Source organism: Yoonia rosea, from assembly GCF_900156505.1.
Lineage (GTDB): Bacteria > Pseudomonadota > Alphaproteobacteria > Rhodobacterales > Rhodobacteraceae > Yoonia > Yoonia rosea.
The window spans coordinates 265,987-280,595 of record NZ_FTPR01000003.1 but is presented as its reverse complement, the minus strand read 5'-3'; the positions used below and the strand labels follow the sequence as shown (position 1 = coordinate 280,595).

Genomic DNA, 14,609 nt, shown 5'->3' with positions numbered 1-14,609 from the left:
GGGGTTTTCTTATGCGGGATCACCCAGACGGTTCAGGATCGGACAGTCCGGGCGATCATCGCCGGCACAATCCCGCACCAGCGTTTTCAACGTATCGCGCATGTCCTCAAGATCGGCGATCTTTGTTTCGATCCGCGCAAGGTGTTCCTGCGCGATCTGGCGCACATCGGAACTGGCCCGCGAATTATCTTCCCAAAGCGCAAGAAGATCGCGGCAATCCTCGATCGAAAACCCCAATGCACGGGCGCGCGCAAGAAAGGTCAGCTTGTGGATATCGGTCTGCACAAACGCGCGGTACCCGTTCGCGTCACGTCGCGGTTTGACCAGCCCGATATCTTCATAATAGCGGATTGTTTTGGCAGGCAGCCCTGCCTTTGCTGCGGCGTCCCCGATATTCATGACACAGCCCCCTTTGCCACCGGTGCGACCCGACGCAGGCGCAAGGCATTCGACAGCACAAACACGCTCGAGAGCGCCATCGCGCCTGCCGCCAGCATCGGCGACAAAAGCGGCCCGCCAAAGATATAAAGGCCCCCTGCCGCGACAGGGATCAGCGCAGAGTTATAGGCAAAGGCCCAGAACAGGTTCTCGCGGATATTGCGCATGGTGTGGCGGCTGATCTCGAACGCGTTGGACACACCGTTGATATCGCCGGACATGAGCACCACATCAGCGCTTTCAATTGCAACATCAGTACCCGTGCCAATGGCGATCCCAACGTCCGCTGCGGCCAGCGCGGGCGCGTCATTGATCCCGTCACCTACGAACGCAATCTTGGCACCGTCTTTGGCCAGATCCCGCAGGGCGGCGACCTTGCCATCCGGCAACACCTCGGCGATGACCGTGTCAATCCCGAGCTCTGCGGCAATGGCATTGGCTGTTTTTGTGTTATCGCCGGTGATCAACGCGACCTTCAGCCCCATCTCCTGAAGCTTTTTGATCGCCGCTGGTGTCTCTGGCTTGATCGGATCCGAAATCCCGATCAGCCCCACCAGCGCGCCATCAATGGCTGCATAAAACGGCGTTTGGCCCTGTGCTGCGATCTGCGCGAATTGGTCTGCGAAGGCCTCAATCGCAATGCCTGCGCGTTCCATCATGCGGTCTGCCCCTACCATGACGGTCTGGCCATCAACCATTGCCGTGACACCAAAACCCGCTTCGGCGCGGAAGTCTGATGCGGCGGCGATCCGATATCCTTTCTCCTGCGCCATCCGAACGATGGCTTCGGCGATTGGGTGCTCTGACAACGCCTCGACACTTGCAACGCCCCCCATGACTTCAGCTTCATCAAAGCCCGCATTCAGGAACACCGACGTCACCTCTGGCCGCCCCCGTGTCAGCGTTCCGGTTTTGTCAAAGGCCACGATTTGCGCGGAACGCAGGGCCTGCAACGCATCGCCTTTGCGAAACAACACACCCAGTTCTGCCGCGCGGCCCGTGCCCACCATGATCGAGGTTGGCGTGGCCAATCCCATCGCACATGGACACGCGACGATCAGGACCGAGACACCCGCGACCAAAGCAAAGCTGAGTGCAGGATCAGGGCCAAAGATCAGCCAGCCAATTACTGTCAAAACGGCCAGCACCAACACAACCGGCACGAACCATAGCGTCACGCGGTTCACAAGGTCCTGAATAGGCAGCTTGGCCCCCTGTGCATCTTCCACCATGCGGATGACGTGCGCCAACATCGTATCCGCACCCACCTGTGTCACACGGAAGGTAAACACACCTGTCCCGTTCACCGTACCGCCCGTGACGCGATCATTGCTTCCCTTCTCAACGGGTATCGGCTCACCGGTGATCATGCTTTCATCGACAAAGGAACTGCCCTCGATCACGACACCATCAACCGCAATCCGCTCGCCGGGACGGACGCGCAGAATATCTCCGACGACAATATCGGCGATCGGGACTTCAACCGCTGCGCCGTCTTGCATCTGGAAAGCGGTTTTGGGCTGCAGGCCAACAAGCCTGCGGATCGCCGCACCCGTCTTGCCCTTTGCGCGTGCTTCAAGGAAACGACCGAGCAAAATGAGCGTGATAATGACCGCTGCTGCCTCGAAATAGACCGCACGCGTCCCTGCGGGAAGGACGGCCGGAAAGAACGTCGCGACTGTGGAAAACGCCCATGCCGCACCCGTGCCGATGGCAACCAAAGCGTTCATATCCGGCGCACCTTTGAAAAGCGCGGGCAGGCCTTGGGTGAAAAAGAACCGCCCCGGCCAGATGAGAACGAGCGTGACAAGCACAAACTGCAACACCCAACTGGTTTGCATCCCGATCGTGCGGTTGATGAACTCATGGACGCCCGGGATAAAGTGGCCACCCATTTCCACCACGAAAACTGGCGCGGTAAGAACAGCCGCGATCATCAAGTGACGACGCAACGCCGCCATCTCGGCGGCTTTGTGATCGACCTTGGGCGCGGAAAGGTCATGCACATGCGCGGGGTAGCCTGCATCGGTTGATGCCTTTGCCACCGCCTGCGGTGTCGTGGCACCTGCGAGGAATTTCACCAGCGCCGTCTCGGACGCCAGGTTCACCGATACATCTGTCACCGCTGGGGCGGCAGAAAGCGCCTTTTCCACCCGTGCGGCACATGACCCGCAGGTCATGCCGCTGATGTCCAGCGTCACCTGCTCGGCGATAGCGGGATAGCCTGCAGCCGCAAGTGCCTCCGTAACTCTGGCTGGGGTCGCAGGACTGTCGAACCCGACCACAGCGCTTTCCGAAGCGAGGTTCACCACAACCTCGTTCACGCCCTCAACGGCGCGCAACGCGTTTTCGGCCCGCGCAACGCAGGATCCGCAGGACAATTTCGAAATTTGGAGTGTCAGAGAGCTTTGTGTCATAGCGTGCTACCTTTGGTACACGCTCTACATAGGGCTTCCACTCACTGGAAGGTCAAGGGGCAATCAGGTTATTCTGCGGACCGTGCCTGTGCGATGTATTGCTGTAGTTCCGCCAGCGGGATCGCGCCGGGCACCAAAGCATCGCCAATCACGAACGCCGGTGTGCCCGTAAACCCAAGGTTTTGCGCCAACTGCTCAGAGGCGGCAATGTGGCTATTGACGTCATCGCTTTGCATATCTTCGCGCAGTTGGTCGACATCCAGACCAATGGACCGCGCCAAGGCAAGGATAGACGCCTCTTCAGCGCGCCCGCGCATTTCCATCAAACCCCAGTGCATTTCTTCGTATTTGCCCTGATTGCGCGCGGCCAGCGCCGCCCGTGAGGCAAGAACAGAGCCTTCACCCAAGATGGGCCATTCACGGTAAACCACACGCAGATCGTCATCCGCTGCAAGGAGCGCCTTCACATCACCGGCAGCACGTTTGCAGTAAGGACAGTTGTAATCAAAGAACTCGACAATCACGGTGCCTGCGTCGGGATTGCCGACAAAGGGCGCGTTTGGATCGTTTTCAAGAAACGCACGCTGGCGGAGCAAAGTTTCGGCCTGAGCGGCGGCCTGTGCGGCGTTGCGCTGTTCTTCGATAAGCGCGATCGCCTCCATGATGATTTGCGGGTTTTCGCGGATCGCCTCAAGCGCCAGCGCTTTGATGTCTTCATCAGAAACGGTCTGCGCGACCGCCCCGAAAGGCAGCAGGGTCATCAGGGAGGCGGCCAGCAGTTTGCGCATGTCAGGTCCATTCCATCGGAAAAATCGCGTTATCCAGATCATACAATCATCTTGCACCACAGTTGGCCACCTACATCTATGTGATTTCTGCGACCGAACGACACAGCATGCCACCACCGGTCACACGATTGCGCAGCGATGGCGCGCCCCTATCGCTTGCCCCTCTGCCCTGCTTTCGTTTAGGTGCAGGCTATGGAACAACCGCACGCAAACAAGCCGTCACGCAGGCCCGCCCTGACGCCTTTTTTCAAGGGCATTGCCGTCCTTGTGACACTTGTGTGTGTCGTACCCTATGTCGGTGTTCTGGCGGCAGCACTGACCGGATCTTCCGATACACTCACCAATTTGGCGCAGACGGTGCTTGCGCGCTACACGGTGACCACATTGGTCCTTGTCGCGCTGGTCATGGCCGGGGCTGCATTCATCGGCGCAGGTGCCGCTTGGCTTGTCACCATGACCGATTTCCCCGGGCGACGCTGGATGGAGATCGCGCTGGCGCTGCCGCTGGCCTTTCCCGCCTATGTGCTGGCCTACGGTTATACGCATGTGCTCGACCATCCCGGGATCGTGCAAACCTTGCTGCGCGATCTGACAGGGTGGGGACCACGGGATTATTGGTTTCCCGAAATCCGCTCGCTGGGTGGGGCGGCGATGATGCTGACGCTGGTGCTATATCCTTACGTCTATCTCTTGGCGCGGGCCGCATTTGCGGCACAAGGATCAAGCACATTTCTGGCGGCACGGGTTCTGGGCAGGTCACCCTTCTCGGCGTTCATGCATGTATCGCTGCCCATGGCACGACCGGCGATTGCCTCGGGCGTGATGCTTGTCGCGATGGAGACAATCGCGGATTTTGGCACGGTGGCCTACTTTGGTGTGCAAACCTTCGCTGTGGGCATTTACACGAGTTGGTTTTCTCTGGCGGATCGCGCCGCGGCAGCGCAACTGGCCTTGGGGCTGCTCAGCTTTGCACTGCTCCTTGTGATGCTGGAACGGACGAGCCGCGGTAACGCAAAATACACCAGCGGCAGGCGTAATGCACCTTTGCAGCGGCTGCCACTGAGCAAGGGGCAAAAGCTCGGCGCGTTTCTTTTCTGCCTGACGCCAGTTTTACTTGGCGTTGTCCTGCCTGTCATCGCGCTGAGCGTTATGGCCGTCGGATCGCAGCAGGATCTGCTCAGCCCGCGCTATCTGGGCTTTATCCGCAATTCGCTGACCCTTGCCGGCATTGCTGCGGTTTTGACGGTGCTTGCCGCCCTGATCCTCGGCACCCTGCACCGTGTCAGCACAAGCCGCCTGACCGGCACGTCTCTTTATCTGGCACGGATCGGCTATGCTGTGCCGGGCGGGGTTATCGCCGTTGGGCTCTTGGTGCCGTTTGCGGCCTTTGACAACGCGCTTGATAGCTGGATGCGCGCCACCTTTGACATCTCGACAGGGCTTTTGTTTACAGGCTCGATCTGGCTGTTGATATCGGCCTATCTGATCCGGTTCCTTGCCGCAGCGATTGGCGCCTATGAGGGCGGGATCGCCTCGGTCGCACCCAATATGGACGCAGCCGCGCGGACCTTGGGCCAAGACATTCCCGGTCTGGTCAGACGGGTCCATATGCCCCTTTTGCGCACCAGCCTTTTGACCGCAGGCTTGATTGTCTTCGTGGATGTGATGAAAGAATTACCCGCAACCCTGATCATGCGGCCATTCAACTACGACACACTTGCGGTGCAGGCGTATCGGCTGGCGTCAGATGAACGGCTTGAGGGTGCCGCTGTGCCCAGCCTTGTCATTGCGGCAATCGGGTTGATTCCTGTGATCCTGCTATGTCGCAAGATCGGCACGGGTCGCGCTTGAACCCTATTGTTCTGCACGCCGCTTCCACTGCTGATAGGCCAAGAACACATGTACTGCGGTCAACAGGCCGAATATGCCAGTCGTCGCAGGATTACCTTCCTGCGCGTAGATGACGGTCACAAAACCCAGCAAACTCGCCGAAAACACAAACCACCATGGGCTTTGTGTCTTGGCACGGGCGCGCCGCAAATCACCGTTCCGACGGTTCTGTGCCTCTTTGCGATTGGCCTGTTGAACGTAAACATGGGCGGGATCATTGTTGTCGATTGGCATCTGCGCGGCTCCTTTTGCCCGCAGAAAAGCAAGCCTGCATATTGCAAGTCAAGTGACGGAGCGCATTACACCAAACACAAAAAAGGCGCCTCTTGCGAGGCGCCCTTTAAGCCGTGAGTGATACGATTTATTCCCAACCGACCTGATTAAAGATCTGCTGTGCCGCAGGCAGGTTTTCCGCAACTGCGCTCAGATCAACCGCGTCAGGACGGAAAAGACCCATCGCTGCAACGGAAGGTGACAGCCCAACACCTGGTACCGCAGGATACTCGTCGTTGCCTGCGCTGAAGTACTGCTGCGCACGATCAGAGGCCAGATACTCGAGGAACTTGATCGCGTTGTCGCGGTTCGGCGCGTTCACAGCGACACCTGCACCTGACAGGTTCATATGCGCGCCTTCAGCGTTTTGCGCAGGGAAGACCCAGCCGATATTTGCAATGGCGTCCGCGTCCAGACCATCAACGTCGGTGCGCAGGGCGCGGGCAAAGTAGTAGGTGTTTGAGATAGCAATGTCGCATTCACCTGACACCAGACCACGCAGTTGGTCGGTATCGCCACCCTGCGGATCGCGGGCAAAGTTGTTGACGAAACCTTGTGCCCACTCCGTCGCGGCCTCTTCACCGTGGTTTTCGATCACCGCCGACAGCAGTGTCTGGGAATAGACGTTGGTCGAAGACCGGTGACAGACCATCCCCTCGTACGCGGGATCGGCAAGCGATACGTAGTCCTGCGGCGGGTTCGCGACGCGGTTTTTATCATAGAAGATGATGCGCGCACGTTGGCTGAAGCCGAACCACTGGTTATCTGCATCCTGCAAATATCCGGGAATGCGCGTCTCGAGGACATCGCTCTCAATCGATTGCAAGAGCCCGGCTTGTTTGGCCCGCGCAAGTCGCGATGTATCAACCGTCACAAGAATATCGGCAGGCGAGTTCGCGCCTTCTGCCTGCATCCGCGCGATCAATTCGTCGGCGTTTGCCTCAATCCGGTTCACGGTGATCCCTGTCAGATCGGTGAAATCTGAATAGAGCCGCTCGTCCGTGTCGTAGTGACGTGAAGAATAGAGGTTCACTTCACCTGCGTCGCTTTGGGCGAAGACGGAGGTCGCCGAGATTGTCAGGGCGGCCGTCAGGAAGAGTGAATTTCTCAATGGTGTGCGCATAATCGTCATCCTTGCGGGAGTTTGAGTTGATGCGCGGAAACTGACAAAAATGATCAGGATATGCAATATATCCTGATCATTTTTGTCAGAGAAAATTTAAGATATTGATTTATATGAATATTCTATCGCCCTTTCCAAACCGGATCACGCTTTTCGGCGAATGCGCGCGCGCCTTCCCGCTGATCCTCCGAGGTGTAGAGGGTCTCCACCGCAGCAAACTGGCTCTTGGTGATCCGATTCATTGCATCCTGAAACTTCATATCTTCCGCCTCACGCACCACTTCCTTGAGCGCAGCATAAACAAGCGGCGGACCCGACGCGATAAGCGCGGCCATCTTGCGCGCCTCACTCATCAACTGATCCGCAGGAACCACGCGGTTGATCAGCCCCCAGCGGGCGGCCTCCTCGGCGTCGATCCAGCGCCCTGTCAAAAGCATTTCCATCGCGATGTGATAGGGTATCCGTTTAGGCAACTTGCAGGACGCTGCATCAGCGACAGTGCCGGAGCGGATTTCAGGCAAGGCGAAAGTCGCATGTTCAGCCGCCAAGAGAATATCGCCTGACAACGCCAGTTCCAGCCCGCCACCGCAGCAAATCCCATTGATCGCCATGATGACCGGTTTATTCATACGCGGCAATTCCTGCAGCCCGCCAAAGCCGCCCTTGCCATAGTCGCCATCGACAGCATCACCCTCAGCGGCCGCCTTCAGATCCCAACCGGGGCAAAAGAACTTCTCGCCCGCGCCAGTGACAATCACCACGCGCAGGTCAGGGTCATCGCGGAAATCGGCAAAGACCTCGCCCATGATCCGGCTGGTCGCCAGATCAATCGCGTTCGCTTTGGGGCGGTCCAGCGTCACCTCGAGGATATGCCCGTCGCGGGTGGTCTTGATGGGGCCGTCAGTCATGGCGTTCTCCTGTTGTGATCAACGCGTCCGCCGCGACGGCCCCTTTTGGGCCACACATTAGCGGGTTGATTTCTATCTCTATTGGCGTCTGTGCCATGACATAGGACTGTACCGCCAGCACCGCGTCAATGATCGCTTGGATATCGACAGCAGACGCGCCGCGATAGCCGTTCAGGACAGGTGCGATCCGCAATTCACCAAGCGCCTGTTTAATGCCACCGGCATCAACGGGCAGGATCAGGCTCGTACTGTCCTCCAGAATTTCCGCCCAGGTCCCGCCCGCCGCAAGTGTCAGCACATAGCCATGCGCCGGATCAAGCACGACACCAACAAGAAGCTCGACGATCACATCGGTGATCATCTGTTCGACCAGAAATGTTTCCGTCGGCATTGTCTTGGCGGCACGCAGCAAAGCCGCCTGATCAGCGATTCCGACGACTACGGCACCCGCTTCGGTCTTATGGGCGACACCGGCACCTTTCAGAACGACAGGAAAACCAACCGTCCGCCCCGCATCCGCAAGATCGTTGATATCAGAAATATATGCAGACCGCGGGACCGGTAGGCCATACCCCTGCAAAACCTGCTTGGCTTCTGCTTCACTCAGGGGCTTTGCAGGCCGCACCACAGGCGGGACAAACAGTCCTTCCCCTTTCGGTTTCCCGACACGCGCCGCGACCGCGATCGCCTCAACCGCCTCAGCCATGCCGCAAAGCGGCAGGATGCCCCGCGCCACAAGATCAATGGCAACATCCTCGGGCAGATTTTCGACCAGCGAACTCAGCACCGCAATAGGGCGGCCTGTCTGCGCCTGCGCGCGTTCTACGGCATTCAGCACCAAGCCCCACGCAGGGGCTGTGCAGCGGTCAGGGCGCGGGAAATCAAGGATCACGACGCCCAGCGCCATGTCCGGCGACATCATGGCGGAAAATGTGGCAGCCATCGCGTCTTCGTTGCCCCAGATAAAGGTGTGGTAGTCCAATGGATTGGCCAGCGCCACGATAGGCCCAAGCGTATTTCGCAAATCGGACTGTTGCGACGCCGAAAGCGGCGGAAACGAGATCGACCGCCCCTGCGCCATATCGGCCATCAGACTTGCCTCGCCACCGGAACACGACATCGAGGCGACCGTGGCTTCGCCCAAGGGCCCCACAACATGCAAAAGTTTGAGTGTCTCGAGAAAGGCCGACAGTGATGACACCCGCCCGATCCCCAGACGATCAAAAAGCGCATCAGCACCCGCGTCGCTGCCCGCAAGCGAGGCGGTGTGCGAAATCGCGGCCCTTTGCGCTTGTTCGGATTTGCCAGTTTTCAGCGCGACAATCGGCTTGCCCAAACGCCGTGCTGCCGCCGCCAGTTCCACAAAACCCGTGAGGTCATCTATGCCCTCCAGATAGAGCCCCAGCGCCGTGACTTTAGGGTTCGAAAGCAAGGTTTTACCAATCTCCGACAGGCCGGTTTGCGCTTGGTTTCCGACGGTCGCGACATAGGCAAGCGGCAAGCCACGGGTCTGCATCGTCAGATTGATCGCCACATTCGAGGATTGCGCGATCAGGGCCACCCCACTGTCCACGCGGAGGCCACCATGCTGATCGGGCCAAAGGGTGACCCCATCGAGATAATTCAGGAACCCATAGCAGTTGGGGCCGATCACGGGCATATTTCCTGCCGCCACCAGAAGCGCCTGTTGAAGGTCATGCCCGTCCGCGACCTCATGTGCCGCCTCGCTAAAACCCGAGGCAAAGCAGATGGCGCCACCCGCACCAATTGCTGCCAGTGATTGAACCGCCGCGACCGTCGCGTGCCTGTTGACCCCAATAAAGACGGCATCGGGCGGCGCGGGCAGGTCCGCAATTGCGCGATAAGGCACATGGCCTGCCACGTCATCTTTGGTGGGATGCACCACCCAGATATCGCCCGCAAAACCGATTTTCTGGCATTGGCGGATCACTTCAGCACCCCACGCGCCGCCACCAATCACAGCGATAGAGCGGGGGTTAAAAAGCCGCGTCAGCCGGTCCATCAGGCCCCCAGAGGGCGCAGCAGTTCGCGGCTGATAATGTGGCGCTGGATCTCCGATGTGCCGTCCCAGATCCGCTCGACCCGGGCGTCACGCCAGAACCGTTCAATCGGGAAATCGCTCATCAATCCCATGCCGCCGTAAATTTGCAGGGTCGCGTCGGTAACACGGGCCAGCATTTCGGTGGCATAGACCTTGGCCGAGGCGATTTCGCGGTTTGCCGGCAGCCCTTGATCCAGACGCCACGCGGCAGAGAGCGTTAGCATATCTGCGGCGTCGATTTCGGTGATCATATCGGCGATCTGGAAACTGACGCCCTGGAACTTGCCGATGGGCTGGCCGAATTGTTTGCGCTCTGCGGCGTAATTCAGGGCATAATCAAAACACCGCCGCGCCCGCCCAACCGACATGGTGGCCACGGTAATCCGTGTGGCGTAGAGCCACTCATTCATCACCGCAAAACCGCCATCAACTTCACCCAGAACCTGCGCATCGGGCAGGCGGCAATTATCAAAATCCAGAATACAGTTCTTATATCCACGGTGGCTGACCGATTGGTAACCATCCCGCACCTCAAAACCCGGCGTCCCGCGATCAACCAGAAATGTGGTGATGCGCTTCTTCGGCCCGCGCGGCGTGTCATCGACGCCTGTTGCCACGAATACAATAAAGAAATCCGCGTGATCCGCACCCGAGATGAAATGCTTGGACCCGTTGAGCACCCAATCGCCGCCATCGCGTACCGCAGAACATTTCATCCCCCGCACGTCCGATCCTGCATCAGGTTCCGTCATTGCCAGCGCATCCATCCGTTCGCCGCGCACCGCCGGCCGCAGATACCGCTCAACCTGATCTCCCTGACAGGCCATCAGGATATTCTGCGGGCGCCCGAAGAAGTGGTTCAGCGCCATCGACCCGCGCCCCAATTCCCGCTCGACCAGCGCAAACTCAACGTGGCTCAAGCCTGCGCCACCAACCTCTTGCGGAAAGTTGCAGGCATAAAACCCCAGTTCAATCGTCTTGCGTTTGATCTCATCAGCGATTTCTTTTGGAACTTCCCCACTCCGTTCGACCGCATCTTCATGGGGATAGATTTCGCGTTCCACAAAAGACCGTACGGTATCCACGATCATTTGTTGTTCATCGGTCAGGCCAAAATGCATGGTTGGCTCCGTTTTGGTGCTTCACCGCAAACCGTAAGAAGCCGCCTTGGAAAAGTCATGCAGAATTGCAGGCGCTGACAAGAAAACGCACAGAGCGGCAGTGTTTGCTGTTTTGATCCACGCGGACTAGTCTGGCCGTATTCAGCCAACGGGGACCTTATGCTCACCACCTGCACTGAAACAGTCAGTATCCTTTATGCCATCGCCTTTGGCGCAGGTGATGCCTGCATCGACGTCAGCGCAGGGTCGATCCTGACCGCTTTTGGCGCGTTTATGGTGCTTGTGGTCATTGCCCAGTTTCTTGCACGCAAGCTCTGGGCAAAGCTGACACAGTCACAACCCCATGCTGCACCTGAACCTACGATGCCAGATCATGACCACCCGTTCAGCGACGATCCGAATTATCGCGACAGCGCCATCCGGTCCAGCAAACGCTAGCTTGCCGGCCGGTTGTTTCCGCCAATCGCGCGGGTCAGGCGCGCTGCGGCTTCCATGACATCTTCGGCCAAGGCCGCGATCCTGTCATCGGTGATCCGTGACGTCGGACCCGAGACTGAAATTCCCGCCACCGCCTCGCCAAAGACATTATAGACAGGGGCTGCGATACACCGCATGCCGATGTTGCGTTCTTCGCCGTCAAAAGCATAGCCGCGCGCCTTGGTGGTGTGCAGATCGGCAATCATCGCTTCGGGATCGGTCAGCGTATGCGGTGTAAACTGTTCAAGCTTGCCGGCGGCCAGCACTGCACGTTGGCGTTTGTCGTCCATGCGTGACAGCAAGGCTTTGCCAATGCCCGATGAATGCATCGCTGATGCGGTACCGGGCGGAAAGAAAGCGCGGATTGTTGCGTGCGTCTCAACCTGCCCCAAAAAGAGCACCTGACCATCCCGTTCGATCCCAAGGTTCGCAGTCTCGCCCGTCGCCTCCATCAGATCACGCATGATGGGCCGTGCGCGTTCGACCAGCGACGTGCGGCGTAAGAACATTGATCCGGTCAGGAATGCAGCGGGGCCAATGCTCCAGACCTGGCTTTGCGGATCAAAGTCGGCAAAGCCGCGACCCTGAAATGTGGTCAGAACACGGTAAACGGTTGCGGGGGATTGCCCAAGGGCGCCAGCGATTTCGGACAGGGTGCTGCCCTGCATTTCACCCAGCTGGACCAGAACCTCTAACGCGCGATCAAGCGATTTAATCGTATTCTGCGCCCCCTTGTCGTCCCATGCCTTCGGGCGACCACGGCCACGCTTTACCTCTTCTTCCATGATTTTTCTCGTATCTGAAATTACATTTCACATTATGAAAAATACAAAGCACTGACAACAAACATTTTTCTCATGTAGTCACTTTCTGAAAAATAATTTCAAAAAAATATGCAGACAGGGTCTGTTCTGGCAAAACACGCTCAACCCAATGGAGGATTGGACGATGAGCTTTCAGAACCCCGTATTTATTCCCGGCCCGACGAATATGCCCGAGGCTATTCGCAAGGCCTGCGACATGCCGACGATTGACCACCGGTCACCGCTTTTCGGGCAAATCCTGCACCCGGCGCGTGCGGGCGTACAAAAGATCCTCAAGTCCGACACGGCTGAAGTCTTTATCTTTCCGTCTACCGGTACCGGCGGCTGGGAGACAGCACTCACAAATACCCTGTCTCCCGGCGATACGGTTCTGGCGGCGCGCAACGGGATGTTCAGCCACCGCTGGATTGACATGTGCCAGCGTCATGGGCTGGATATGCAGATCGTTGAGACCCCATGGGGCCAAGGTATTCCTGCGGACCGTTACGCAGAAATCCTGAAAGCGGATACCGCGCATAAGATCAAAGTAGTGCTGGCGACACACAACGAGACCGCAACCGGCGTGAAATCAGACATCGCTGCCGTCCGCAAAGCGCTGGATGCCGCAGGTCACCCAGCGATGCTTTTTGTGGATGGCGTCAGCTCGATCGGGTCTATGGATTTCCGCTTTGATGAATGGGGCGTTGATGTTGCCGTGACGGGTTCGCAGAAAGGCTTTATGCTGCCTGCGGGTCTGGCAATTGTTGGCTTCAGCCAAAAGGCGTTGGCGGCCAGCAAGACAGCCAAGCTACCGCGCACCTTCTTTGACATCGCCGATATGACCAAGGGCTATGCGGCGAATGCTTACCCCTACACCCCTGCGGTTGGCCTGATGAACGGTTTGCTTCTTGCGACTGAAATGTTGCTCAAAGAAGGCCTCGAAAACGTCTTTACGCGTCACAACCGGATTGCATCTGGTGTACGTGCCGCCGTGGATGCCTGGGGGCTGGAGCTTTGCGCTGAAACCCCGGACCTCTATTCCGACACGGTGAGTGCTGTTAAAACACCTGACGGTTTCAACGCGACCGATATCGTCACCCTTGCCGCCGAAAAATATGGCGTCGCATTCGGTGTCGGGCTTGGTGAAGTGGCTGGCAAAGTCTTCCGCATCGGCCACCTTGGCAGCATGACAGATGTCATGGCGCTGTCCGGCATTGCCACGGCCGAGATGTGCATGGTCGACCTTGGTCTTGATATCCAACTCGGCTCTGGTGTGGCGGCGGCACAGGAATACTATCGCGGGTCCACAGGCCTGAAAATGCGGGATGCAGCGTAATGAAAGATCACACAGACATGTATATTCCGACCTATCAGGACATGCTCGATGCGCATGAGCGCATCAAGCCGCATATCAACCGGACCCCTATTCGCACCTCGGACTACCTCAATGAACTGACCGGCGCGCAACTGTTTTTCAAATGCGAGAACTTTCAGGAACCGGGGGCCTTCAAGGTACGCGGTGCGGCAAATGCCGTCTTTGGCCTGACGGATGAGCAGGCGAAGAACGGTGTCGCCACCCACTCTTCGGGTAACCATGCATCCTGCCTCAGCTATGCCGCGATGCGCCGGGGCATTCCCTGCAACGTGGTCATGCCGCGCACGGCCCCGCAGGCCAAGAAAGACACTGTGCGCCGCTATGGCGGGGTGATCACCGAATGTGATCCGTCGACCACATCGCGCGAAGAAACCTTTGCCCGTGTGCAGGCCGAAACAGGGGGCGATTTCGTCCACCCTTACAACGATCCACGCGTTATTGCAGGACAGGGCACGTGTTCCAAGGAATTCATGGAGCAGGTGGACGGACTCGAAATGATGGTCGCACCCATTGGTGGCGGCGGGATGATCTCGGGCACCTGCCTGACATTGTCCACACTCGCGCCTGAGGTGCAGATCATCGCATCAGAACCAGAACAGGCGGATGATGCCTATCGGAGCTTCAAGGCAGGCCATATCATCGCCGATGATGCGCCAAAAACCATCGCCGACGGCCTGCTTGTCCCGCTGAAAGAACGGACATGGCATTTCGTGTCCAACTACGTGACCGATATTTACACCGCGTCAGAGGAAGAGATCATCGACGCGATGAAGATCACGTGGAAACATCTGCGGATCGTGATGGAGGCCAGCTGCGCTGTCCCGCTCGCGACGATCCTGAAGAACAAAGACAAGTTCGCCGGCAAGCGTGTCGGTGTGATCATCACCGGCGGCAACGTCGACCTCGATAAACTGCCTTGGATGCAAGGTTAAAG

The 14,609-nt window shown here is 58.2% G+C and carries 13 protein-coding genes; 4 read left to right on the top strand and 9 right to left on the bottom strand.

Translation table 11 applies throughout. The features are described 5' to 3' along the window. Positions 1-9: 9 nt before the first annotated feature. The 3 genes from cueR to B0B09_RS15980 form a co-directional block, all read right to left on the bottom strand. Positions 10-399, bottom strand: coding sequence for a Cu(I)-responsive transcriptional regulator (gene cueR / locus B0B09_RS15990; protein ID WP_076660918.1), 390 nt, complete (start codon positions 397-399; stop codon positions 10-12). Continuing rightward, positions 396-2,855 (bottom strand): heavy metal translocating P-type ATPase, encoded by a 2,460-nt coding sequence (locus B0B09_RS15985; protein ID WP_076660917.1) that lies wholly within the window; start codon positions 2,853-2,855, stop codon positions 396-398. The genes cueR and B0B09_RS15985 overlap by 4 nt, the downstream gene beginning before the upstream one ends. Before the next feature lie 68 nt (positions 2,856-2,923). After that, entirely contained in the window at positions 2,924-3,643 is a 720-nt protein-coding gene (locus tag B0B09_RS15980; RefSeq protein ID WP_076660916.1) for a DsbA family protein, read from the bottom strand. A gap of 192 nt (positions 3,644-3,835) precedes the next feature. Between B0B09_RS15980 and B0B09_RS15975 the strand changes: the two genes are divergently transcribed. Beyond that, positions 3,836-5,494: an ABC transporter permease gene (locus B0B09_RS15975; RefSeq protein ID WP_076660915.1), complete on the top strand. Its 1,659-nt coding sequence runs from the start codon at positions 3,836-3,838 to the stop codon at positions 5,492-5,494. 3 nt (positions 5,495-5,497) lie between these two features. Here the strand turns inward: B0B09_RS15975 and B0B09_RS15970 are convergent, their stop codons facing one another. The 5 genes from B0B09_RS15970 to B0B09_RS15950 all read right to left on the bottom strand — a co-directional run bounded on the left by B0B09_RS15970 (position 5,498) and on the right by B0B09_RS15950 (position 11,020). Then, a complete protein-coding gene (locus tag B0B09_RS15970) occupies positions 5,498-5,767 on the bottom strand; it encodes a hypothetical protein (RefSeq protein ID WP_076660914.1) in 270 nt (89 codons plus the stop codon). Between the two features lie 127 nt (positions 5,768-5,894). Beyond that, positions 5,895-6,929: a Fe(3+) ABC transporter substrate-binding protein gene (locus B0B09_RS15965; protein WP_076660913.1), complete on the bottom strand. Its 1,035-nt coding sequence runs from the start codon at positions 6,927-6,929 to the stop codon at positions 5,895-5,897. Positions 6,930-7,051: 122 nt separating this feature from the next. Then, positions 7,052-7,837, bottom strand: a complete 786-nt coding sequence (locus B0B09_RS15960) for a carnitinyl-CoA dehydratase (protein ID WP_076660912.1) — start codon at positions 7,835-7,837, stop codon at positions 7,052-7,054. Beyond that, a complete protein-coding gene (locus tag B0B09_RS15955) occupies positions 7,830-9,860 on the bottom strand; it encodes an acetate--CoA ligase family protein (protein ID WP_076660911.1) in 2,031 nt (676 codons plus the stop codon). The genes B0B09_RS15960 and B0B09_RS15955 overlap by 8 nt, the downstream gene beginning before the upstream one ends. Beyond that, positions 9,860-11,020, bottom strand: a complete 1,161-nt coding sequence (locus B0B09_RS15950; protein WP_076660910.1) for an acyl-CoA dehydrogenase family protein — start codon at positions 11,018-11,020, stop codon at positions 9,860-9,862. Before B0B09_RS15950 ends, B0B09_RS15955 begins: the two co-directional genes overlap by 1 nt. 159 nt (positions 11,021-11,179) lie before the next feature. Here B0B09_RS15950 and B0B09_RS15945 point away from each other — a divergent pair, with 159 nt between their 5' ends. Continuing rightward, positions 11,180-11,458, top strand: a complete 279-nt coding sequence (locus tag B0B09_RS15945; RefSeq protein ID WP_076660909.1) for a hypothetical protein — start codon at positions 11,180-11,182, stop codon at positions 11,456-11,458. Here B0B09_RS15945 and bhcR read toward each other — a convergent pair. Beyond that, positions 11,455-12,282 carry an HTH-type transcriptional regulator BhcR gene (bhcR, locus tag B0B09_RS15940; protein WP_076660908.1) on the bottom strand — a complete coding sequence of 276 codons (828 nt, stop codon included), beginning with the start codon at positions 12,280-12,282 and terminating at the stop codon, positions 11,455-11,457. The two genes, B0B09_RS15945 and bhcR, sit on opposite strands and share 4 nt — an antisense overlap. Positions 12,283-12,445: 163 nt before the next feature. On the opposite strand from bhcR, the gene bhcA reads away from it, so the two are divergent. Then, entirely contained in the window at positions 12,446-13,636 is a 1,191-nt protein-coding gene (gene bhcA / locus B0B09_RS15935; protein ID WP_076660974.1) for an L-aspartate--glyoxylate aminotransferase BhcA, read from the top strand. Further along, positions 13,636-14,607, top strand: a complete 972-nt coding sequence (bhcB, locus tag B0B09_RS15930; protein ID WP_076660907.1) for a beta-hydroxyaspartate dehydratase BhcB — start codon at positions 13,636-13,638, stop codon at positions 14,605-14,607. The genes bhcA and bhcB overlap by 1 nt, the downstream gene beginning before the upstream one ends. The last annotated feature ends 2 nt before the right edge of the window (positions 14,608-14,609 follow it).